The organism is Phytohabitans sp. LJ34, assembly GCF_052068095.1.
Lineage (GTDB): Bacteria > Actinomycetota > Actinomycetes > Mycobacteriales > Micromonosporaceae > Phytohabitans.
Window position 1 is genome coordinate 39,712 of sequence record NZ_JBQHDG010000039.1, and the last position, 21,815, is coordinate 61,526.

The following is a 21,815-nucleotide window of genomic DNA, read 5'->3' on the forward strand; positions in this document are numbered from 1 at the left end:
CGCTCAGCCTATTTGGCAAGGATCTCCCAGACCGTGGTGTGCTTGATCGCGGCGTCCTCCAGCGTCGCTACCACCGGGACCTCGTAGGAGGCCAGCTTTCGTAGCCCGGCTGGAGGTAGGTATGCACGTCCGGGGTCGCCGACCAGCACCGCCGTGCCGGCCCGCACCGCGCGTTGGAAGTACGCCATCATCCGGGTCGCCATCTCGCGGCTGTAGAAGACGTCCCCGGCCAGGATCACCTCGGCGTCGGGTCGTTCGTCGAGGACGTCGCGCTCGACGGCGGTCACCGTGACCGTGTTGGCGGAGGCGTTCGCGGCTACGGCGGCCGTCGAGAGCGGGTCGATGTCCACCGCCGTCACCGAGGCGGCGCCGGCCTTCGCCGCGGCGATCGCGACAAGGCCGGAGCCGGCCGCCAGGTCCAGCACCCGCCGGGCGGTGACCAGCGACGGGTTGTCCAGGACGTAGCGGGCCAGGGCCTGGCCGCCCGCCCAGGCGAAACCCCAGAACGGCGGGGGTTGCTGGCCGGACGAGGAGGTCTCGGTCCGCTCCCACAGGGCGATGGCCTCCTCCGCCTGGTGGAGGAGGATTTCGGGCACCAGCGGGACCGGGGAGAGGCGGGTGTGCGCCTGGACGAAGCCGAGGGAGTCGGTCACCCGTCGAATCCTAATATTGACCGTTTTGCTGACCGGTGTCCGACTCCATCCATCGATGAATATGAGCATGATGGCTGAGTGGCGAGTCAGGATAGCTTTCTGGAAGTGACGTGGACCGACGAGGTCACCGGCAAACACGGCTACCTCGTCATCGACCGGCTGGTGCGCGGTGCGGCCAGCGGGGGCCTGCGGATGCGCGAGGGGTGCACGCTCGACGAGGTGCGCGATCTCGCCCGCGGGATGACCCTCAAAGAGGCTGTCGTCTACTCCCCGGACGACGCCTACGTTCCATTCGGCGGGGGGAAGGGCGGCATCGACTGCGCACCCCACGACCCGGGTGCGCGCGGTGTCATGGCGCGGTACGTGGCCGCGATGAAGCCGCTGCTCCAGTCGTACTGGTCGGCGGGCGAGGACCTCGGCGTGCGGCAGGACGTGCTGGAGGAGGTGGCCCTCGAGGCGGGGCTGCGCTCGACCATCGACGCGGCGTTGCGGCTGGTACCGGACCCGGCGGAGGCGCTCGACCGGGTGCGGGCCGGCTTCGCGGTCGACGTGGACGGTGTGAGCCTGGCCGACCAGGTCGGGGGCTACGGCGTCGCGGAGGTGACGCTCGCCGCGGCGGCGCGACTCGGGATCGAGGAAAGAGCGAGGGCGGTGGTACAGGGCTTCGGCTCGATGGGTGGGGCCACGGCCCGCTACCTGGCCCGGGCCGGCGTTCCCGTCGTGGGCATCTGCGACGCGCTCGGGGTCGTGTGGCATCCGGACGGCCTCGACGTGGAGGCGCTGCTGCGCACCCGCGACCGCTACGGGCGCGTGGACCGGCGCGTGCTGCGACCCGGCGACCGCGAGCTGCCCCGGGAGGAGTGGCTGGCGGTCGAGGCGGAGATCCTGGTGCCGGCGGCGCTCTCGTACGTGCTCACCGAGGCCAACGTCGGCGCGGTCAACGCGCGGCTGGTGGTGGAGGCGGCGAACGTGCCGACCACGGCCGGTGGCGAGGCGGCGCTCACCGCCCGGGGCGTACCGGTGATCCCGGATTTCGTCGCCAACCTGGCGACGAACGCCTGGTGGTGGTGGACGCTGTTCGGCGACATCGCGCCGACGGCGGAGGCCTCGTTCGCGAAGATCTCGACCACGCTGCGCGGGCTGCTCAACGAGATGCTCGACCGCGCTGCCCGCGCCGGCGGCTCCCCCCGGGCCGCCGCGCTGGCGATGGCGAACGAGCGAGCGGCCGAGCTACCGCGCTAACCCGCCCGTGACGAGGCGGTCGAAGTCCGGCGCCCAGGACCATCGGTTGCCGAACTGGATCTCGTTCGGACCCGCGCGCAGGGTGAGTGTGATCGTGGTCGAACCCACCGTGTCCCAGCCGCCCGTGGGCGGGAAGTCGACCACGGTGGCGAAGGCGCCGTTCACCTCGACGGCGGCGGCCCGGCGCTCCCGGCTGACGTAGTAGATCGTCACCCGGTGCGGCCCGGCCGCCACCGTCGTCACGCCGGTGAACGTGAGCGTGTTGTCGCGGCCTTCGCCGACCCAGCCCACCACGCTGCCGCCGGACGCGCCGTCCAGTTCGCGTGGCGCGGCGCGGCCACCCAGGCGGTTGCCCCGCGCCTCCGCCTCGTACGAGGTCGGCGTGGCCGGCGTCGGCGGCGGGCTGGGCGAGGTCGTGCCCCGGGGCGGGGCGGCTTCCTCCTCGGCGGGTGGGGGAGCAGGGGGTGGTGCCACCGGCGCTTCCGGCGTGGACGGCGACGGCGCCGGCGACTCGGAGACGGCCGAGACGTCGGGCGGCCACTGGAGGGGCGGTGCCTGGCCGCGCGGCGAAGAGGGACCGTCGGATGTGCCGAACAGCGCGATCGGGATGCTCGCCAGCGCCGCGGCGGCCAGCACCAGCAGCGGCCACAGCCACCGCCGAGCCAGGCCCGGTCTGTGCGTGGTCACATCCGGGGAAACGTGCGCCATCGCCGGGATCACCGCGGGCAGCTGCTGGGTCGGGGCGTCGAGGGTGCGGAACTCCGCCGTCTCCTCGCTGCCCGCTTCGGACACCGCCGCCCCCTCTGTCCATTATGGAATGATCGAGGGCGCCCGGCGCCGCCGGAGTGAGGGTACGCGAACTGTCTGGCGACTCAGGAGGAGGGGTGCACCCGTGCCTCGGCCGCCCGCCACGCCGCCTCCGCACCCGGTGTGGGCTGGTAGGACCGCAGCTCCTGGGTGCGCCGCAGCAGGGCACGCAGGTCGTCCAGACCGCCTTCTACGACACCGAGTGCGCGCGCCTGCACCAGCGCGTTACCGAGCGCGGTCGCCTCGACCGGGCCGGCGACCACGGGCAGCCCGCAGGCGTCGGCGGTGAGCTGGCAGAGCAACTCGTTTCGCGCGCCGCCGCCCACGATGTGCACCGCGTCGACGTCGCGGCCGGAGAGCGCGCACGCCTCCCGCACGGCACGGCGGTGGGCGAGCGCCAGACTGTCCACAATGCACCGTGTGAACGCGGCGGGCGACGAGGGTACCGGCTGCCCGCTGGCCTGGCACGCGGCGGCGATGCGGGCCGGCATGTCGCCCGGCGGCAGGAAGACGGGGTCGTCGACGTCGACGAGCGTGCCGAGCGCGGGCTCCCGGGCGGCGGCCGCCAGGAGGTCGGCCACCTCCGCCGCCCCCCACGCGCGCATCGACTCCTGGAGCACCCACAGCCCCATCACGTTGCGCAGGTAGCGGACCGTGCCGTCGACGCCGGCCTCGTTGGTGAAGTTGGCCGCGCGGCTCGCCTCGCTGAGCACCGGCTCAGGCAGCTCGACGCCGACCAGCGACCAGGTGCCGCAGGAGATGTAGGCGAACCGCTCACCCTCGGCCGGCACCGCGACCACCGCGGAGGCCGTGTCGTGCGAGCCGACGGCGGTCACGGGCAGGTCCATCTCCCGGACCACGCCGGCGGGATCGCCCGGCCGTCTCAGCTCGCCGAAGAGCCGCGCCGGCAGGCCCGCGCGGGCGATCAGATCCGACGACCATTCCCGGGTACGCACATCGAGCAGCTGGGTCGTGGAGGCGTTCGTGACCTCGGTGCCGGCGACGCCGGTGAGCCAGTAGGAGAGGAGGTCCGGCATGAGCAGCATCCGCTCGGCGGCCGCCAGCCCGGCGGTGTCCGCGGCGGCCGAGAGCTGGAAGAGGGTGTTGAAGGGCAGCAGCTGGAGGCCGGTCGTGCCGTACAGCCACTCGGCGCCGAGCTTGGCGACGACCGTGTCCATCACGCCGTCGGTGCGCGCGTCGCGGTAGTGCACCGGGTTGCCGAGCAGCGCGCCGTCGCGGTCGAGCAGGCCGTAGTCGACCGCCCACGAGTCGATGCCGACGCTCGCCAGGTCGGGGTGCCGGGCCGCGGCCATGCGCAGCCCGGTGAGCACCTCCGTGTACAGGCGCAGCGCGTCCCAGTGCAGCGTGTCGAGCAGCCGCACGGGGCCGTTGTCGAAGCGGTGCGCCTCGGCCAGCGCCAACCTGTCGGCCGCGACCGAGGCGACCATCACCCGGCCGCTGGCCGCGCCGAGGTCGACGGCCGCGACGGTCGCCGTGTTCATCGCAGGAACGCGGCCGCGACGCCGGCGTCGACCGGCACGTGCAGGCCGGTGGTGTGGGTCAGGTCGCCGGCCGTGAGCGCGAAGACCGCGTTGGCCACGTGCTCGGGCAGGACCTCCCGCTTGAGGAGTGTGCGCTGGGCGTAGAAAGCGCCGAGCTCCTCCTCCGGGATGCCGTAGGTGGCCGCCCGCTGGGCGCCCCACCCGCTCGCGAAGATGCCGGAGCCGCGGACGACGCCGTCGGGGTTGACGCCGTTGACCCGGATGCCGTGCGCGCCGAGCTCGGCGGCGAGCAGGCGTACCTGATGGGCCTGGTCTGCTTTGGCGGCGCCGTAGGCGACGTTGTTGGGGCCGGCGAAGACGCTGTTCTTGCTGGAGATGTAGACGATGTCGCCGCCCATGCCCTGGTCGACGAGCGCCCGCGCGGCCTCCCGCGAGACGAGGAACGACCCGCGCGCCATCACGCCGTGCTGGATGTCCCAGTCGGCGTCGGTGGTCTCCAGCAGCGACTTGGAGATGGAGAGGCCGGCGTTGTTGACCACCAGGTCGAGCCCGCCGAACGCGAGCAACGCCTGCCGGATCGCCTCCTGTACCGCGGCGGTGTCGGTGACGTCGACGGTCACGGGCACGGCGGCGTCGGTACCACCGATCTCGGCGGCGACGGTGGCCGCGCCCTCCGCGTTGCGGTCCGCGACGACCACGCAGGCGCCCTCGGCGGCGAGCCGGAGCGCGATCGCCCGGCCGATGCCCGAGCCGCCGCCGGTCACCAGCGCGATCCTCGTGGCGAGCGGCTTGGGCTTGGGCATGCGCTGGAGCTTGGCCTCTTCGAGGGCCCAGTACTCGATGCGGAACTTCTCCGCCTCGCTGATCGGCTGGTACGTGGAGATGGCCTCGGCGCCGCGCATCACGTTGATCGCGTTGAGGTAGAACTCGCCGGCGACGCGGGCGGTCTGCTTGTTGGCGCCGTACGAGAACATGCCGACGCCGGGGACCAGCACGATCGCCGGGTCGGCGCCGCGCATCGGCGGGCTGTCGGGCGCGGCGTGCTGCGCGTAGTAGGCGGCGTACTCGGCGCGGTACTGCGCGTGCAGCTGCTTGAGCCGGGTCGTCACCTCGTCGAGGGGCGCGGTCGGCGGCAGGTCGAGCACGAGCGGGCGCACCTTGGTACGCAGGAAGTGGTCCGGGCACGAGGTGCCGAGCGCGGCGAGGCGCTGGTGCTCGGCGCGGGCCAGGAAGTCGAGCACCTGGTCGGTGTCGGTGTAGTGGCCGACCTGCCGCCGGTCGGTGCTGGCCAGGCCGCGGACGATCGGGGCGAGCGCGGCGGCGCGGGCGTGCCGCTCGGCTTCGGGCAGCGCGGTGTACCCGTCGACGATCGGACCGAACGGCTCGGGGCGGCCGCGCTCGTCGACGAAGGCCTGCGCGGTGCGGATGATCTCCAGCGAGTTGGCCTCGCACTCCTCGCTGGTGGCACCCCACGCGGTGATGCCGTGGCCGCCGAGGATCACGCCGATCGCGCGGGCGTTGGCCTGCTTGACGGCGGCGATGTCGAGGCCGAGCTGGAAGCCGGGCCGCCGCCAGGGCAGCCACACCACCCGGTCACCGAAGCACTCCTTGGTCAGCGCCTCGCCGTCGGCCGCGGTCGCGAACGCGATGCCGGCGTCCGGGTGCAGGTGGTCGACGTGCGCGGCCTCCACCAGACCGTGCATCGCGGTGTCGATCGAGGGCGCGGCGCCACCCCGCCCGTGCAGGCAGTAGTCGAACGCGGCCACCATCTCGTCTTCGCGTTCGACGCCGGGGTAGACGTCGACGAGCGCGCGCAGCCGGTCGAGCCGCAGCACCGCCAGGCCGGCCGGTGTCAGCGTGCCGAGGTCGCCGCCGGAGCCCTTGACCCACACCAGGTCGACCGGCTGGCCGGTGACCGGGTCGGTGTCGGTGCCCTTGGCGGAGGTGTTGCCGCCGGCGTAGTTGGTGTTGCGCCGGTCGGCGCCGAGCCGGTTGGATCGGGCGATCAGGTCGTCAACCGTGGACACGAGTTCAGGCTCCCCATCCGGCTTGCTGGCCGCCGACCCGTTCGGCGACGATCTTGTCTGCGTAACCCGACCCCTTGTAGGCGGCGATCGGGTCGGCCTCCAGACCCATCTCCTGCCGGACCTCGGCCAGCAGGGGGCGCACGTCGGTGTTGTAGGCGTCCATGAAGACCGCGTTCGCGCCGAGCACGTCACCGCTGTTTTGGGCGGCGGCGAGGGCGTCGTGGTCGACCAGCAGGGCTTTGGCCGTGGCTTCCTGGACGTTCATGACCGAGCGGATTTGCGCCGGGATCTTGGGCTCGATGTTGTGGCACTGGTCGAGCATGAACGCGATCCCCGCCTCCGGCTTGAGCGCGTCCGCCAGGACGATCTCGTGCATGATCCGGAACAGCTGGAACGGGTCCGCCGACCCCACCATCAGGTCGTCGTCGGCGTAGAAGCGCGAGTTGAAGTCGAAGGCGCCGAGCTTTGCCTCGCGGAGCAGGAACGCGACGATGAACTCGATGTTGGTGCCCGGGGCGTGGTGGCCGGTGTCGATCACCACCTCCGCCTTCGGGCCCAGCCGTAGGCAGTGGGCGTAGGCGGTGCCCCAGTCCGGGACGTCGGTGGTGTAGAAGGCGGGTTCGAACAGCTTGTACTCCAGCAGCAGCCGCTGGTCGTCGCCCAACGCGTCGTAGGTCTCCTGGAGCGCCTCGGCCAAGCGGTCCTGGCGGGCGCGGATGCTGTCCTGGCCGGGGTAGTTGGTGCCGTCGGAAAACCACAGCTTCACGTCCCGCACACCGATCTGGGCGGCGATGTCCACACACTCCAGCAGGTGGTCGGTGGCCTTGCGCCGGATCGCCGGGTCGGGGTTGGTCACCGAGCCGAGCATGTAGTCGTTGTCCTGGAACACGTTCGCGTTGATCGTGCCCAGCCCGACACCATGCTCCTTGGCGAACGCGGCCAGGTGGGTGTAGTCGTCGACCTTGTCCCACGGGATGTGCAACGCCACGGTGGGCGCGACACCGGTGTACCGGTGCACCTGGGCCGCGTCCTCGATCTTCTCGTACGGCGTGCGCGGCACACCCTGCTGCGCGAACACCTTGAACCGTGTGCCCGAGTTGCCGAACGCCCACGACGGCAACTCGATCCGCTGGGCTCGGAGCGCCGCGCGTACCGCTTCAGTCATCGAGGGCCTCCAGCTGGGTTTCTAGGTTGAAGATCTCGGGGAGCACCGTGAAGCCCTCGTCCGGCCGGCGGCCCCCGAGGTCTTCGAAGAACGGCGCCATCTCGGCCTGCCAGCGCGCGTTGACGTCGGTGCGCTCCATCGCGGCGAGCGAGGCCGCGAGGTCGTCGGTGCGGAAGTGGCCGACGAGCAGGCCGTCGTCGTGCAGGAAGAGCGAGTAGTCGTGCCAGCCGGCGTCGCGGAGGGCACGGAGCATGTCGGGCCACACGGCGGCGTGGCGCTCCCGGTACTCGGCAAGCCGGTCCGGCTTGACCCGAAGGATGAAGCAGACACGTCGCACTCGGCTAGCTCCCAGGCGCTGAATGAACCGTTTCAAGTGGTTGTCCACAAACATACGAGCGCCGTCGCGCGCATGTCAAGGACGGATGAACTGGCTGGACTCCCGCACAACGAGCTCGGGCTCGAAGACGACCTGTTGGTGCTGGTGGGTTTCGGGCTGGTTGGCCTCGTCGAGCAGGAGTCCGGCGGCGGTCTGTCCGAGGCGTTGGCGTGGTTGGCGGACGGAGGAGAGGGGCACGGCCGCGGCGGCGGCGAACTCGATGTCGTCGTAGCCGACCAGGGCGATGTCGTCGGGCACCCGCACCTGCTGGCGGGTCAGGCCCTGGAGCACGCCGAGGGCGAGCAGGTCGTTGGCGCAGAAGACGGCGGTGGCCCGGGAGTTTTTCGGCTGGCCGAGGATGCGGGCCGCGGCGTCGCGTCCGGCGACAACGGTGAGGGCGGGTGTGTCGTACCGGCGCAGGTGCTCGTCTTCGCTCAACCCCGCGTCCTCGAGCGCTTGGAGCGCCCCGTCGTAGCGGTCGCGGACCTGCTCCAGGCGGTGCGGTCCGCCGACGAAGGCGATCCGCCGGTGGCCGCTCTCCACCAGGTGTCGCATCGCCAGCTCGCCACCGAGCCGGTCGTCGACGGAGACCGAGCAGAGGTCGGCCTGCGGTGACCGCCGGTCGAGCAGGACCACGAGCACGCCGCGGTCGCGGAGGCGGTGGAGGCGTTGGCTGGCGTCGTCGATGGGGGTGATGAGGACGCCTTGGACGCGTTGTTCTTCGAGGAGGTCGAGGTAGGCGTTTTCTTTGGTGAGGTCGCCGTCGCTGTTGCAGAAGATGACGGCCATGCCGGCGGCGCCGGTGGTGTCTTCGACGCCTTTGGCGACGTCGGTGAAGAAGGGGTTGGCGACGTCGAGGACGACCAGGCCGAGGGTGCGGCCGCGGCCGCGGCGCAGTTGGCGGGCGGCGTCGTTGGGCACGAAGCCCAGCTCGGTGATCGCGGCCAGCACGCGCGAACGCGTCGTGGGCGCGACGATGTCCGGCCGGTTGAGGACGTTGGAGACAGTGCCAACGGAGACTCCAGCGTGGTTGGCCACGTCGCGGATGCTCACCGCTGGTCCCGCCACCCGTGGCTCCCGTCTGCCGTCCCGCTTTTCCACACCGTAGTGTGCCATGAGTATAGGCAAGCGCTTTCCGAGAGGACGACATGGTGGAGTTGCAGGTAGCCGGACGGCCGGTCGCGGACTACGTCGTGGCGCCCGAGGTCGACCCAGAGCACGGTCCCCGGCCGTACCTGCACCCGGTGCGCACGCTGGGCGGCGTGACCGTGACCGACGTGCTCCCCGAGGACCACCGCTGGCACCTGGGCGTGAGCGTCGCCATGCAGGACGTCGACGGCACCAACCTGTGGGGCGGCCGCACGTATGTCCGGGGCACCGGCTACACCTGGCTCGACGACCACGGCCGCATCGCGCACGACGAGTGGCTGGATCAGTCGGACGAGCGGCTGGCCGCGCGGCTGCGGTGGCTGGACCGCGCCGGGGAGACCCTGCTCGTCGAAGAACGGGTCGTCACCGCCTCGCCCGCCCCGCTGGGCTGGACCCTCGACTTCGCCTTCACGCTCGCCGCCCCGCCCGGCGCGGCGGTGACACTGGGCAGCCCGGCGACCAACGGCCGCCCCGGCGGCGCCGGCTACGGCGGCTTCTTCTGGCGCCTGGCGCCGGGCGTGCCGGAAGTCTTCACGTCCACTGTGGATGGCGAGGAGAAGTGCAACGGCAGCGCCGATCCGTGGCTGGCCGTACGGGGCGCCGGCTACACGCTCGTCTTCACCGGGATCGAGGGCGACGACCGCTGGTTCGTGCGGGCGGCCGACTATCCGGGCGTGTGCGCGGCTCTGGCCTGGGAGCGCCCGCTGACCATACCGGCCGGCGGCACGCTCAGCCGGCGGTACAGCGTGCTCGTGGCGGACGGCGCCCTGGAGCGTGAAACCATTCAATGACGGGCGACGGACGGGTTGGGTGCCGGCCCGGCGGAAGGGCGCCGTAGGCTCTCATGCATGCGCCAGGAGTGGCACCAGGTTCGTAATCCCGGGCTCGAGATCGGACGCCCGACCGACGACTCTCCCGAGGTCAGGGCGTTGGGCCTTGACCGCTGGAGGACCCTGCCGAGGGCACAGACGCCGCCGTGGCCGGACGTAGCCGTGGTCGACGAGGTGTGCGCCGTGCTCGACAACGTGCCGCCCATCGTCGCGCCATACGAGGTCGACCAGCTGCGCGATCGGCTCGCGCTCGTGGCGGCGGGCGAGGCGTTTCTGCTTCAGGGCGGCGACTGTGCCGAGACGTTCGCCGACAACACCGACAGCCACCTCTCCGCCAACGCGCGCACGCTGCTCCAGATGGCGGTCGTACTCACATACGGGGCGTCGCTCCCCGTGGTGAAGGTGGCCCGGGTCGCCGGCCAGTACACCAAGCCGCGATCGGCGCTGACCGACGCACTGGGCCTGCCGGCCTACCGGGGCGACCTGATCAACTCGCTGGACGCCACGCCCGAGGCGCGGGTGGCCGATCCGCAGCGGATGATCCGGGCGTACGCCAACTCGGCCGCCGCGATGAACATGCTCCGCGCCTACCTCGGCGGCGGGCTCGCCGACCTGCACGCCGTCCACGACTGGAACAAAGGCTTCGTGCGCGACTCGCCCGCCGGCGAGCGCTACGAGGCGATCGCGCGGGAGATCGACCGGGCCCTCGCGTTCATCCAGGCGTGCGGCATGACCGACGACGACGCGCTGCGCACCGTCACGCTCTACTGCTCGCACGAGGCGCTGGCGCTGGAGTACGACCGGGCGCTCACCCGGGTCGCCGGCGGCCGGGCGTACGGGCTGTCCGGCCATTTCCTGTGGGTGGGCGAGCGCACGCGGCAGATCGACGGCGCGCACATCGACTTCGTGTCGCGCCTGGCCAACCCGATCGGCGTCAAGCTCGGCCCGACCACCACGCCGGAGCAGGCGATCGAGCTGTGCGAAAAGCTCAACCCGGACAACGTGCCGGGCCGCCTCACGCTCGTCTCCCGGATGGGCAACCACAAGGTGCGCGACGCCCTCCCGCCGATCGTGGAGAAGGTCACCGCGAGCGGCGCCAAGGTGGTCTGGCAGTGCGACCCGATGCACGGCAACACGATCGAGTCGTCCAACGGATACAAGACCCGCCACTTCGACCGGATCGTCGACGAGGTGCTGGGCTACTTCGAAGTGCACCGCAACCTCAACACCCACCCGGGCGGCCTGCACATCGAGCTGACCGGCGAAGACGTCACCGAGTGCCTCGGCGGCGCGCAGGCGATCGAAGACGTGCACCTGCCCGACCGGTACGAGACGGCCTGCGACCCCCGCCTCAACACCCAGCAGTCGCTGGAGCTGGCCTTCCTCGTGGCGGAGATGCTTCGTGGCTGAGACCGTCGACCTGCGCTCGGACACCGTCACCAAGCCCACCCCCGGCATGTGGCGGGCGATCGGCGAGGCCGACCTGGGCGACGACGTCTACGGCGAAGACCCGACGGTCAACGCGCTGGAGGCCGAGGTCGCCGCGCTCTTCGGCCACGAGGCGGCGCTCTTCACGCCGACCGGCTCGATGGCCAACCAGATCGCGCTCCAGCTCGTCACCCCGCGCGCCAGCGAGCTGCTGTGCGACGCCGATGCCCACGTGGTGACGTACGAGGTGGGCGCCGCCGCCGCGCTCGGCGGCATCTCCACCCGCACCTGGCCGGCGGCGGGCGGCGCCCTCGACCCGGACGTGGTCGCCGCGATGATCCGCACCCGCGCGCCCTACGTGGTCGCCACCGAGGCGATCGCCGTCGAGCAGACCCACAACCGCGCCGGCGGCGAGGTCATCCCGCTGGCCACGCTCGAGCGCCTCCGCCAGGTCGCCGACCAGGCCGCGGTGGCGCTGCACTGCGACGGCGCCCGCATCTGGAACGCCCACGTCGCCGAGGGAGTGCCGCTCGCCACCTACGGCCGGCTCTTCGACACGCTCTCGGTCTGCCTCTCCAAAGGCCTCGGCGCACCGGTGGGCTCGCTGGTGGTCGGCGGCGCCGAGCGGATCGCCGAAGGCCGGCTGATCCGCAAGCGCCTGGGCGGCGGCATGCGCCAGGCGGGCGTGCTGGCCGCGGCCGGCCGCTACGCCCTCGCCAACCACATCGAGCGCCTCGCCGACGACCACGCGCGGGCGGCGCGGCTCGCGGACGCGCTGGCACCGTTCGGCGTGGTGAGCGGCACCGTCCGCACCAACATCGTCGTCCTCGACCTCAGCGCCGCCGCCCTCGACGCCCCCGCCCTCGCCGCCGCGGCCCGCGCCGACGGCGTGCTTGTCAGCGTGCTGGGGGCCCGCCTGGTGCGTCTGGTCACCCACCTCGACATCGACGACGCCGGCACCGACCGGGCCATCGAGACACTGACCCGCATCCTCAAGGCCTAGCGCTGGCGGGTCCGGCGTGGTCGTAGCGCCTTACAGAGGCATATTTGCCCCCGTCCGTGTCAGCTGCGGACCGTATGCTCCCGCGGGCACCGTTCCGGTCGGCGGCTCGCCAAGGCTCGCCGAAACCCCCGACCTCCACTGCCAGGTCCGCGGGCCAAGCCCTCCGCCGCCTTCGCGAGCACAGATGTGACGCAACAAAAGCCCTCGGTGATCTCTCGCGTCCTGTTGGTCGGAGTGTTTGTGGGTAGCCGTGACCAACAGCGGACGGGTGAGGCCGCGGGAGCGACGGTCTGGACCACGGCGGACGTCGCGGTAGCTCGCTAAAGGGTCCGGCGCATCACGACCCGGCGGCCGGTCGCGGGGCGGCGGCGGATGTCGAAGCCGGCCTTGGTGAAGAGCGCGACCGTGCCGGTGTAGAGCTCGGCCGGCGGGGGCGTGCGGCCGCTGCTGGTGTCGACCGGGTAGCCCTCAAGTGCCGCCGCGCCCGCGGCTCGGGCGTGCGCCACGGCCGCGTCGAGCATGGCCGCCGACACGCCGCCGCCGCGGCTGTCGCGGCGGGTGAAGAAGCACGGCACCGACCACACGCCGGCCTCCGCCGGCTCCTCGGGCTTGAGCGCGGGGGAGCGCAGGATCCGGGTGTACACGGTGCGGGGCGCGACCGTGCACCAGCCGACCGGCTGCCCTGCGGAGTATCCGAGCAGGCCGACCGCCTCGCCACCGTCCACAAGCGACTGGAGGGCGGCGCGGTTGCCGGCGTTGCCGTTGCGGCTGAACTCGCTGCCCGGCACCCGAAACCACATGCACCAGCAGCCCGAGTAGGCCCCGCTCGGCCCGAAGAGCTCGACCAGGTCATCCCACCGGTCGGCGGCGGCCGGGTGTACCTCGATCACGGCCGCCAGCTTACCTTGACAGCTATATGCCTCGCGAGGAATATAGGGCTTATGGAGAGATCCGACTACAAGCCCGGAGCCTTGGCCGATGTCGCCGCCGAGCGAGGTAAGGGTGACGAGTGGACGCTGGTGTTCATCCGCGACTTCCGCCACCCCCGGGAGAAGGTGTGGGGTGCGCTTGTCGAGCCGGGGCAGCTGCGCGAGTGGGCGCCGTTCGTGCCGGACCGCGACCTCGGCGGGGTGGGGCCGGCGGCGTTCACGATGCTCGGTGGCGAAGGGGAGCCCGAGACCACGCCCGGTGAGGTGCTGGAGGCCTTGCCGCCGGCGTTGCTGGTCTACGACTGGGGCGGCGACCTGATGCGCTGGGAGCTGGAGCCGACCGGGGAGGGGACCCGGCTGACACTGCGGCACACGGTGCGCGACCGCACCTGGGTGCCGATGGTCGCGGCTGGCTGGCACATCTGCCTCGACGTGGCCGACCTGCTGCTCGACGGCCGGCCGATCGGGCCCATCGTGGCCGACGAGGCGAAGGACTTCGGGTGGGAGGAGCTGCGCGACGGCTACGCCGAGCGGCTCGACCTGAGCTGAGCCGCTACGACGGGTCGGGGTGCTCGGTCACGTTTTGCAGGTAGAGCGCCTCGCCCAGCTTTTCGATGAGGCCGAGCTGGGTCTCCAGGTAGTCGACGTGGTGCTCCTCGTCTTCGAGGATGTCCTCGAAGATCTTGGCCGAGGTCACGTCGCCGATCGAGCGCATGTACTCGATGCCGCGGCGCAGCCGGTCGACCGCCTCCACCTCGATCTTCATGTCGCACTCGAACTGCTCCTTGACCGTCTCGCCGATCCGGAGCGCGAAGAGTTTCTGGTAGTTGGGCAGGCCCTCGAGGAAGAGGATGCGATCGGTCAGCACCTCGGCGTGGCGCATCTCGTCGATCGACTCGTGCTTCGTGTGCTTGGCGAGCTTGGTGTAGCCCCAGTTTTCCTGCATCTTGGCGTGCAGGAAGTACTGGTTGATCGCGGTCAGCTCCGCGGTCAACTGTTCGTTGAGAAACTCGATGACGCGAGCGTCGCCTTGCATGCCGAAGACCCCCACAGGTGAACGTGTGGGGGTGAGCCTACGCCCTATCGCAGGTCAGGCAGCCAGTGGCAGCAGCGTGTCGGCGGAGTTCTCCTCGTCGATCAAGTCACAGATGCGGTCCAGGCAGGTGCCACAGCCGGTGCCGGCGCCGCACGCGTCGCCCACGGACTCCTCGGAGCGCGCCCCCAGCCGGATGGCGGTGCGGACCTCGCCCTCGCGGACACGGGCGCAGATGCAGACGTACATAGACAGCCCTTACTGTGGTTAGCCTGGCCTCAGTAAGGGTGCCCTAAAGTGCCAGGTCACGCAAGGGCGCGGAGACTCTTTAGGTGCGCAATGTCCGAGGCATGGCCCACAAATCCCTCGGTGGGTGTTTCCACCACCACGGGTACGCCGGCGGTCGCCGGGTGGCGCATCAACTCGCCGAAGGCGGCCTCGCCGATCATGCCCTTGCCGATCGTCTCGTGCCGATCGCGGGTGGAGCCGCACGGGTCGCGGGAGTCGTTGGCGTGTACGAGCCACAGCCGATCGGGGCCCGCCGCCGCGACGAGCGCGTCGAGAGTCGCGGCCATGCCGCCCGGCGTGCCAAGGTCGTGGCCGGCCGCCCAGGCGTGGCAGGTGTCGAAGCAGACGCCCAGCCAGGGGTGGCGGTCGACCGCGTCGAGGTACGGCCCCAGGTGCTCCATCTTCGAGGCCAGCGAGCGGCCGCCACCAGCGGTCGGCTCGACGAGCAGCTTGGGCTCACCGGTCGCCGCGGCCCGGTCGAGCAGGGGGAGCAGCGCCTCGCCCATCTGCTTCAGCGCCACGCTCGCGTGGCCCTCGTCGACCGCGCTGCCGGCATGGAAGACCACCCCGGCGGCGCCGATCGCCGCGCCCCGGGCCAGCGCGTGGGCGAGGGTCTCCGCCGACCGCTCGACCGTGGCGGCCGTCGGCGAGCCGAGGTTGACCAGCAGGGAGGCGTGGATGTACGCGGCCAGCCCGCGCTCGGCGCACCCGGCCTGAAACGCCTCGTCCTGCGCCGGGTCGCCGGGCGGCAGCGCCCAGCCCCGGGAGTTGGAGACGTAGACCTGGGCGACCTCGGACCCGGCGCCGTCGACGTAGGGCAAGGCGGCCTTGGCCAGCCCGCCCGCCGTGGGGGTGTGGGAGCCGACGGGCCGCGGTTTTGCCGGCTCGCCGGCCCGCGCCGCGGGCCGTCTCCTCGGCCGGGTGCGGGCGGCGGGCTTAGAAGCACCCAATGACGACCTCGCTGCCGGGCGCGACCTGGGTGTTTTCCGTCGGGTTCTGGATGCGGACGACACCGTTGGGGTTGAAGTCGATCCGCACCCGCAGGCCCTGGCCCTCCAGCACCTGCTTGCCCTGCTGGCAGGGCAGGTCGATGACCCGCGAGACGGTGACCAGCGGCGGGCCCTTGCTGACCTCGAGCTTGATCTCCGCGCCCTGCTCGACGCCCGAGCCGCTGGTCGGGGTCTGCGCGATCACCTCGTCCTTGGCCCTGTTGTCGTCCTTGTACTGCTCGACGACCACCAGGCCGAGCGCTTGCAGCTGCGCGCGGGCGTCGTTGATGTTCTTGCCGACGACCTCGGGCACGGTGATCGGCGCGCGGCCCTTGCTGACCGTCACGGTCACCGTCGTGCCGGGCTTGACCTGGGTGCCGGCCTCCGGGTTGACGGCCAGGACGACGCCCTTGGGGAGCTTGTCGTCGAACTTGGCCGGGCCCTCCTTGAGCACCAGCTTGGCGCCCTCGATGTCGGCCTTGGCCTGGGCGAGGTCCTTGCCTACCACGTCGGGGACGTCGTAGCGCTCCGGGCCGAGCGAGAGGGTGAGCGTGAGCGTGCCGCCCTTGACGATCCGCGACGTCGACGGCGGATCCTGCGCGAGCACGACGTCTTTGGCGACCTGTTCGTCGTATCGACCGTCGGCGTACTGGATCTCGAAGCCACCGCTCGCGGCCCGTGCTTCCGCCTCGGCCTTGCTCATGCTGACCAGCTGCGGGGCGACCGTGTAGCGGCCGAAGCCGGCCCACCAGATGCCGATCACCGCGAGCAGCAGCAGGACCGCGGCGGCGGCCACGACCGCCAGGCGGGCGCGCGGGTCGCCGAGCAGCCGCAGGCGGATGCTGCCCAGCCGCTCGCCGATGCCCTCCGGGGGCGGCGGTGCGGCGCGGCGGCCGCGGCGCGTCGGCTGCGGCTTCTGCTCCGGCAGCCGGGCCCACGAGGGCCGGTCGACCGGTGAGATCGGAGCGACGATCTGGGTGGGCTGGGCCACCTGCCGCAGCACGGCGGTGCTCGCGTTGGCCGAGTTTCCCAGGTCGTCGCGGACCTGCTGCACCTCGGCGAGCAGCGCGCCGGCGTCGGTCGGCCGGGCGCCCGGGTCGCGCCGGGTGGCGCGGGCGACGAGGTCGTCGAGCGCCTCGGGCAGGTTGTGCACGATCGAGGAGGGCGGCGGCACGTCGCGGTCGACGTGCTGCCAAGCGACCTCGACCGGCTTGTCGCCGTCGTACGGCACGCGGCCGGTGAGCATCTCGAAGAGCACGATGCCCGCCGAGTACACGTCGGTGCGCGCGTCGGCGTGACCGTTGGTGACGAGCTCGGGCGCCACGTATGCCACCGTGGCCATCAGCTGGCCGCCGGCCTCGTCCTCGGCGCTGGCCTCGACCGCGCGGGCGAGACCGAAGTCGGCGACCTTGACCACGCTGTCGACGAGGTTTCCCGAACCGCCGCTCGGCGCCTCGGCCACCAGCACGTTTTCCGGCTTGACGTCGCGGTGGACGAGCCCGGCCCGGTGGGCGGCCGCGATCGCCGAGAGCATCTGCTCCAGGATCGCCAGCGCCTCGCCTGGGTTGAGCCGGCCGCGCTCGGCCAGCACGTCGCGGAGGGTGCGCCCGCGCACGTACTCCATCACGAGGTAGGGCAGGCCGCCGTGGGTGCCCTGGTCGTAGACGGCCACCACGTTGGGGTGGGTGAGCAGCGCGATCGTCTTGGCCTCGTCGGTGAACCGCTCGACGAAGCGCGCCTCGCGGACCTGGGCCGGGTTGATTATCTTGAGGGCGACCGTGCGCTCGAGCCGCTCGTCGACACCCATGTAGACGGTCGCCATGCCGCCACGGGCGACCCGACCGCGGATGCGGTAGCGCCCGTCGACCAGCGTGCCCAGCAAAGTGTCGGCGACCTGTATCTCCATCGGCAGGCAGTCTATGTCTTCCTCAGGCCCGGTGGCAGGAGCCTATCCACCTGCGGGCGGCGGGTCACTCGGTCCGGGTGTGGGGTCGGGCGATGCGGAGCCCGTCGGGGCCGGTGGAGTGCTGCTCACCGGCGGGTCCGGCGTCTCCGCCACGGGCGGTGGCGAGGTGGGCGTCGGCACCGGCGGGGTCACGCAGGCGCAGGTCGGCCGGGGCGCTCCCGGCCGCGCCGGCGCCTTGCCGAGCACCGCCCGCCCGCTCGGCGACGGCGCGGCCCCGCCCGCCGGCGGCGGCCCGGTCCGGCCGGGCGTCGCGCTCGGTACGGGCGCCACGCCCCGCACGGTCGGCGTCGGCGACGGGGCACCGGCCACCGCGGGCAGCTGCTTCGGCGGCGCCGTCTCCTCACTGGCCAGCGCGCTGAGGCCGTTGATCACCGCGAAGTAGGTGCCGGTGGCGCCGACCAGCGAGAGCGCCCCGAACGTCGTCGCGGCGAGCACCAGCCGCCGGCGCGGCCGGTGCACCGGCTCGTACTCCGGGTAGATCAGGTCGGTCGGTGCGTCGTCGACCGGCGGCACGGGCCGCCGGGTCAGGTCGTACCGGAGCGAGCGCCAGGCGCCCGACACCTCACGGCCAACGTTCCTCACGACAAGGTCCTTCCGGCGGCCGGCCAGGGGTCACCGCCGCCCGAAACGGGCGCGTCCGCCGGTCAAGCCGCCGGAACGCGCGGGGTACGGGGGAAAGTCAGGGGTGCTGGTGTGCTTCGGGTACGGCGTGGCAGGGTGAGCGGGTGACCGATTCCGCACCGGCATCCGGTGGACCCGCTGCCTGGCTGACCCTGCCGGAGGTCGCCGAGCGCCTCGAGCTGCCGGTCAACAAGGTCAACCAGATGGTCCGCGACCACGCGTTGCTCGCCGTGCGGCGAGACGGCGCGCTGAGGGTGCCCGCTGAGCTCGTGGTAAACCGCACCGTGCTCAAGCACCTCCCCGGCGTCCTTACGCTGCTGCACGACGCTGGGTACAACGACGAAGAGGCCCTGCGGTGGCTCTACGAGCCCGACGACACCCTTCCGGGTATGCCCGCGGACGCGCTCAGCACCGGCCGCGCCACCGAGGTCAAGCGGCGGGCGCAGGCGCTGGGCTTCTGACCGTGCGGCACCTCACCTATCTGGCCGTGCTCGCCGGCTGCCTCGCGGGGGCGCTCTGGCTCGAGCCGGCGCTGCGGGTGGGCGTGCTGCGGCAGTGGCGGCGCCTCCTGCTCACGCTGGCGCCGGTCGTGGCCGTCTTCGTGGTCTGGGATCTGCTGGCCATCGCCGCCGGTCACTGGAGCTTCGACCCGGCGCAGACCACGGGTGTCGTGTTTCCCGGCGGGCTGCCCCTCGACGAGCTGCTCTTCTTCGTGGTGGTGCCCGTTTGCGCGGTCCTCGGCTTCGAGGCGGTCCGAAAAGTCCTGGGCGACCGGTGACCTACACGGCGGCGGCGCTGCTGGGCGTGGCCGGTGCGGTGCTGGTCGACATCTTCGTGCTGCGCACCTGGCTGCTGCGGCGGCGGGTCTTCTGGGCGACGTACCCGATCATCGTGTTATTCCAGCTGATCTCCAACGGGATCCTGACCGGGCGGGGGATCGTCCGGTACGACCCCGACGCCATCCTCGGGCTCCGCCTGGTCTACGCGCCGGTGGAGGACCTGCTCTTCGGCTTCGCGCTGGTGCTGCTCACGCTCTCGACCTGGACCTGGTGGGGGCGCCGTGACCGGAGCGTGCCCGGATAAGGCCTTCCTCCCTCTGTGACCTGCCCGAACGGGCAATCGGCGGGGTTGATTCGACGAGGCTCGGCGGGGACACTTCGCCAACAGGCGCGCGCGCCGAGGGACGTGGGGGCCCAAGATGCGGCGTGGCGCGGGGGAGAAGGCTCAGGAGGGGGAGCCGGGTGACGACGGCGCGGCTCGCCGCGGTCCTGGAGGGTACGCGCCCGCCGGGGATCTACCGCTGGCTGTCCCGGGCGCACCCGAGCGCCGTGCGCCGCGAGCTCGCTGCCGTCGGCTGGGCCACACACCCGCTGGACGGCCGGGGCGTCACGGGCCGGCTGGACCTCCTGGACCGCTGCGCGGCCGAGCTGGCCTTTCCCGCGTGGTTCGGCCGCAGCTGGGACGCCTTCTACGACTGCCTCGGCGACCTGTCCTGGCTCGCGGGGCAGGGGCACGTGCTGCTCTGGGAGCAGTACGGCGTGCTCGCCCGCACCGATGCCAAGGCCTGGGGCCAGGCGTACCAGGTGCTCGGCGAAGCCACCGCCGCCCGCCGCGAGTCCGGCCTGCCCCCGCTCTACGTGCTGCTCCGCGGGCCGGGCCCGGCCGAAACACCGGACGGCAGGGGGCTGATCCCCACCCTGTAGCCGCGCGGCGATCACTCGTTGCGTGCGGTGGCGGCGGCGGCCAGGTCCCTCAGCACATCGCGGGCTTCGGCGGTGACGTCGGCGGCGGCGAGCGCGTCGAGGGCGACCGTGGTCAGCTCGGCGATGCGGGCCTCGGTGCGGTCGAGCGCCCCGGTCGCCGTGATCACGTCGCGCAGCGCGGCCACGCCGGCCGGGTCGAGGGCCGGGTCGCCGAGTCGGGTGTCCAGCAACGCCCGGTCGGCGGCGCCGCCCGCCTCGAAGGCCGCCGCCACCAGGTAGGTGCGCTTGCCCTCGCGCAGGTCGTCGCCGGCCGGCTTGCCCGTCTGCGCCGGGTCGCCGAAGACGCCGAGCACGTCGTCGCGGAGCTGGAACGCCTCGCCGAGGGGCAGCCCGTACGCCGACAGGCCGGCCAGCACCGCCGGGGGCGCGTCGGCCAGCGTGGCGCCGAGCAGCAGCGGCCGCTCCACCGTGTACTTGGCGGCCTTGTAACGGGCGACCTTGCCGGCCAGCTCGACCGACGTGTGTGCGGTGGCCTGGGCGAACACGTCGAGGTACTGCCCGACGGTGACCTCGGTGCGCATCTCGTCGAAGACCGGGCGGGCCCGGGCGAGTGTCTCCGGCGGCAGCCCGCCGGCGTGCAGCAGCTCGTCGGACCAGACCAGGCAGAGGTCGCCGAGCAGGATCGCGGCCGAGTCGCCGAACGCGTCCGGATCGCCCCGCCACCCCTCCGCGCGGTGTCGCGCCGCGAACCGGCGATGCACCGCCGGCTCGCCTCGCCGGGTGTCGGAGCGATCCATGAGGTCGTCGTGGATCAGCGCGCTGGCCTGCACGAACTCCAGCGCCGCCACGGTGGCGACGACCCGGTCGGAGTCGGCGCCGCCGGCCGCGCGGTAGCCCCAATAGGCGAACGCGGGCCGCAGCCGCTTGCCGCCGCCGAGCACAAAATCCTCGATCGCGTCGGCGATCGGCAGCACCGCCTCGTCGACGGTCGCGAGCCAGTCACGCCGCCGGGCAAGGAACTCGGCGAGCGCCTTGTCGACACGGGTGCGCAGGTCGGCGCGGTCGACGGGCGACGATGAGGGGTCGTCTGCGGCCACATCACGACGCTAGTCGCTCCTGATCTCCACCGCCTTCGGGGGCCCTGTCCGTGCAACTTCGGGCAGATAGGCACGGCACGCCGTGGCCAGCTCGGCGAACCGCCGCGCCTCGGGCACGTCGCGGTGCGCGGCCAGCCGCGGGCGCACACCGGCGACATCGGCGGCCGCCCGCGCGGACCCGGAGCGGACCGCGTCGAGCAGGGCGTCGACGGCGACCTGACCGGCCCGCTCCACCTCGCCGAGGTCGAGGCAGACCCGGGCCAGCCAGGCGCCGTAGAGGGCGGCGGTGCGTGGCTGCCCGGCGCGGCCCACGGCGGCGGTGAGCAGCGGCTCGGCGCGCAGCGGGCGGCCCAGCGCGGCGAGGCAGCGCCCGGCCATCGCGGACAGCTCGCCCGTGTCCAGCCAGTAGAGCCAGGGCGGATCCTGTGCCGGGTCACGCCCGGCGGCGGCCGTGACGGCCCGGCCGAGCGCGGCGTGTGCGGCCCGCCGCTCGCCGCAGAGCGCCGCCGCGAACGCCACCCGGTGCAGCAGCAGCGCGCGCAGCCCGGCCGAGGCCGAGCGGCCGGCGCCGGCCAGCCCGGTGCGGGCCAGCAGCAGTGCCCCGCGCGGGTCGCCGTGGCCGGCGAGCAGGTGACTCGCCGAGCCGAGCACGTGCGCGGCGAGCGGACGGTCGCCGGCGCCGGCGGCCGCGGCGAGGGCGGTGTGGTAGGCGGCGAGCGCGCCGGCCGGGTCACCCGCGTCGGCGGCCAGCCAGCCGGTGAGCTGGGCGGCCTCGGCCACCAGCCCGAGCAGCCGCCGGCTCGCCGGCGCTGACTCCGGCCGGCCGAATGTCGCGCCGAGCTCGTGGCCGGCGGGCCCGGCCAGGTCGGCGCCGCCGACGAGATCGTCTTGCCGGCGCAGGAGGGCGACGGTGGCGGCCACCGTGTCGGGGTCGGCCCCGCCGCCGCGCCGCCCGGCGCCGCCCGCCCGGCCGCCGCCGCCCCCGCCCGCGGCGGCCGGGTCGCCCG

At 72.8% G+C, this 21,815-nt stretch carries 23 protein-coding genes and 1 pseudogene; 9 read left to right on the plus strand and 15 right to left on the minus strand.

All coding sequences use genetic code 11. From position 1 onward, the window contains the following. Nucleotides 1–8: 8 nt before the first annotated feature. Complete coding sequence (locus tag ACTMTJ_RS43220) at nt 9–653, minus strand: class I SAM-dependent methyltransferase (RefSeq protein WP_441224645.1); 645 nt, start codon at nt 651–653, stop codon at nt 9–11. 105 nt (nt 654–758) lie between these two features. Here ACTMTJ_RS43220 and ACTMTJ_RS43225 point away from each other — a divergent pair, with 105 nt between their 5' ends. Then, nucleotides 759–1,895 (plus strand): Glu/Leu/Phe/Val family dehydrogenase, encoded by a 1,137-nt coding sequence (locus ACTMTJ_RS43225; protein WP_441224646.1) that lies wholly within the window; start codon nt 759–761, stop codon nt 1,893–1,895. Here the strand turns inward: ACTMTJ_RS43225 and ACTMTJ_RS43230 are convergent. The 6 genes from ACTMTJ_RS43230 to ACTMTJ_RS43255 form a co-directional block, all read right to left on the minus strand. Then, nucleotides 1,884–2,687 carry a hypothetical protein gene (locus tag ACTMTJ_RS43230; protein ID WP_441224648.1) on the minus strand — a complete coding sequence of 268 codons (804 nt, stop codon included), beginning with the start codon at nt 2,685–2,687 and terminating at the stop codon, nt 1,884–1,886. The genes ACTMTJ_RS43225 and ACTMTJ_RS43230 overlap by 12 nt on opposite strands. 80 nt (nt 2,688–2,767) lie before the next feature. Further along, entirely contained in the window at nt 2,768–4,204 is a 1,437-nt protein-coding gene (locus ACTMTJ_RS43235) for a rhamnulokinase (protein ID WP_441224649.1), read from the minus strand. Beyond that, nucleotides 4,201–6,231: a bifunctional aldolase/short-chain dehydrogenase gene (locus tag ACTMTJ_RS43240; protein WP_441224650.1), complete on the minus strand. Its 2,031-nt coding sequence runs from the start codon at nt 6,229–6,231 to the stop codon at nt 4,201–4,203. The genes ACTMTJ_RS43235 and ACTMTJ_RS43240 overlap by 4 nt, the downstream gene beginning before the upstream one ends. 4 nt (nt 6,232–6,235) lie before the next feature. Next, entirely contained in the window at nt 6,236–7,396 is a 1,161-nt protein-coding gene (rhaI, locus tag ACTMTJ_RS43245) for an L-rhamnose isomerase (protein ID WP_441224651.1), read from the minus strand. Beyond that, on the minus strand, nt 7,389–7,733 hold the full coding sequence (locus tag ACTMTJ_RS43250) for an L-rhamnose mutarotase (RefSeq protein WP_441224653.1): 345 nt from the start codon (nt 7,731–7,733) through the stop codon (nt 7,389–7,391). Before ACTMTJ_RS43250 ends, rhaI begins: the two co-directional genes overlap by 8 nt. 75 nt (nt 7,734–7,808) lie before the next feature. Continuing rightward, nucleotides 7,809–8,840, minus strand: coding sequence for a LacI family DNA-binding transcriptional regulator (locus tag ACTMTJ_RS43255; RefSeq protein WP_441224655.1), 1,032 nt, complete (start codon nt 8,838–8,840; stop codon nt 7,809–7,811). An 80-nt stretch (nt 8,841–8,920) separates the two neighbouring features. Here ACTMTJ_RS43255 and ACTMTJ_RS43260 point away from each other — a divergent pair, with 80 nt between their 5' ends. The 3 genes from ACTMTJ_RS43260 to ACTMTJ_RS43270 are packed head-to-tail and all read left to right on the plus strand — an operon-like array spanning nt 8,921 to nt 12,182. Next, a complete protein-coding gene (locus ACTMTJ_RS43260; protein WP_441224657.1) occupies nt 8,921–9,712 on the plus strand; it encodes a PmoA family protein in 792 nt (263 codons plus the stop codon). 57 nt (nt 9,713–9,769) lie between these two features. Further along, nucleotides 9,770–11,161 (plus strand): class II 3-deoxy-7-phosphoheptulonate synthase, encoded by a 1,392-nt coding sequence (locus ACTMTJ_RS43265; protein WP_441224659.1) that lies wholly within the window; start codon nt 9,770–9,772, stop codon nt 11,159–11,161. Beyond that, entirely contained in the window at nt 11,154–12,182 is a 1,029-nt protein-coding gene (locus ACTMTJ_RS43270) for a threonine aldolase family protein (protein ID WP_441224660.1), read from the plus strand. Before ACTMTJ_RS43265 ends, ACTMTJ_RS43270 begins: the two co-directional genes overlap by 8 nt. A 320-nt stretch (nt 12,183–12,502) precedes the next feature. Here ACTMTJ_RS43270 and ACTMTJ_RS43275 read toward each other — a convergent pair whose 3' ends face one another. Beyond that, nucleotides 12,503–13,072, minus strand: a complete 570-nt coding sequence (locus ACTMTJ_RS43275) for a GNAT family N-acetyltransferase (RefSeq protein WP_441224662.1) — start codon at nt 13,070–13,072, stop codon at nt 12,503–12,505. 51 nt (nt 13,073–13,123) lie between these two features. On the opposite strand from ACTMTJ_RS43275, the gene ACTMTJ_RS43280 reads away from it, so the two are divergent. Beyond that, nucleotides 13,124–13,660, plus strand: coding sequence for an SRPBCC family protein (locus ACTMTJ_RS43280; RefSeq protein ID WP_441224664.1), 537 nt, complete (start codon nt 13,124–13,126; stop codon nt 13,658–13,660). 4 nt (nt 13,661–13,664) lie between these two features. Here ACTMTJ_RS43280 and bfr read toward each other — a convergent pair whose 3' ends face one another. Genes bfr through ACTMTJ_RS43305 form a run of 5 tightly spaced genes read right to left on the minus strand, consistent with a single transcriptional unit; the run spans nt 13,665 to nt 17,969 of the window. Further along, on the minus strand, nt 13,665–14,147 hold the full coding sequence (bfr, locus tag ACTMTJ_RS43285; protein ID WP_441224666.1) for a bacterioferritin: 483 nt from the start codon (nt 14,145–14,147) through the stop codon (nt 13,665–13,667). 54 nt (nt 14,148–14,201) lie between these two features. Next, nucleotides 14,202–14,393, minus strand: coding sequence for a (2Fe-2S)-binding protein (locus tag ACTMTJ_RS43290; RefSeq protein ID WP_441224668.1), 192 nt, complete (start codon nt 14,391–14,393; stop codon nt 14,202–14,204). A gap of 56 nt (nt 14,394–14,449) precedes the next feature. Next, nucleotides 14,450–15,382 carry a deoxyribonuclease IV gene (locus tag ACTMTJ_RS43295; protein ID WP_441224670.1) on the minus strand — a complete coding sequence of 311 codons (933 nt, stop codon included), beginning with the start codon at nt 15,380–15,382 and terminating at the stop codon, nt 14,450–14,452. Then, nucleotides 15,369–17,327, minus strand: a complete 1,959-nt coding sequence (gene pknB / locus ACTMTJ_RS43300) for a Stk1 family PASTA domain-containing Ser/Thr kinase (RefSeq protein ID WP_441224672.1) — start codon at nt 17,325–17,327, stop codon at nt 15,369–15,371. Before pknB ends, ACTMTJ_RS43295 begins: the two co-directional genes overlap by 14 nt. 42 nt (nt 17,328–17,369) lie before the next feature. After that, nucleotides 17,370–17,969 (minus strand): hypothetical protein, encoded by a 600-nt coding sequence (locus tag ACTMTJ_RS43305; RefSeq protein WP_441224673.1) that lies wholly within the window; start codon nt 17,967–17,969, stop codon nt 17,370–17,372. Between the two features lie 143 nt (nt 17,970–18,112). Between ACTMTJ_RS43305 and ACTMTJ_RS43310 the strand changes: the two genes are divergently transcribed. The 4 genes from ACTMTJ_RS43310 (at nt 18,113) to ACTMTJ_RS43325 (ending at nt 19,711) form a co-directional block, all read left to right on the plus strand. Then, nucleotides 18,113–18,469 (plus strand): Rv2175c family DNA-binding protein, encoded by a 357-nt coding sequence (locus ACTMTJ_RS43310; RefSeq protein ID WP_441224675.1) that lies wholly within the window; start codon nt 18,113–18,115, stop codon nt 18,467–18,469. A gap of 2 nt (nt 18,470–18,471) precedes the next feature. Next, nucleotides 18,472–18,786 carry a lycopene cyclase domain-containing protein gene (locus tag ACTMTJ_RS43315; protein ID WP_441224677.1) on the plus strand — a complete coding sequence of 105 codons (315 nt, stop codon included), beginning with the start codon at nt 18,472–18,474 and terminating at the stop codon, nt 18,784–18,786. Next, a complete protein-coding gene (locus tag ACTMTJ_RS43320) occupies nt 18,783–19,091 on the plus strand; it encodes a lycopene cyclase domain-containing protein (protein ID WP_441224678.1) in 309 nt (102 codons plus the stop codon). The genes ACTMTJ_RS43315 and ACTMTJ_RS43320 overlap by 4 nt, the downstream gene beginning before the upstream one ends. Nucleotides 19,092–19,249: 158 nt before the next feature. Beyond that, the gene (locus ACTMTJ_RS43325) at nt 19,250–19,711 is read left to right on the plus strand and encodes a barstar family protein (protein WP_441224679.1); all 462 of its coding nucleotides are present in this window, start codon (nt 19,250–19,252) and stop codon (nt 19,709–19,711) included. Between the two features lie 11 nt (nt 19,712–19,722). Here the strand turns inward: ACTMTJ_RS43325 and ACTMTJ_RS43330 are convergent, their stop codons facing one another. Together ACTMTJ_RS43330 and ACTMTJ_RS43335 are read right to left on the minus strand one after the other, a co-directional pair. Further along, complete coding sequence (locus tag ACTMTJ_RS43330) at nt 19,723–20,808, minus strand: polyprenyl synthetase family protein (RefSeq protein ID WP_441224681.1); 1,086 nt, start codon at nt 20,806–20,808, stop codon at nt 19,723–19,725. A gap of 9 nt (nt 20,809–20,817) precedes the next feature. Then, nucleotides 20,818–21,815, minus strand: a pseudogene (locus ACTMTJ_RS43335) (hypothetical protein); the annotation flags it as partial.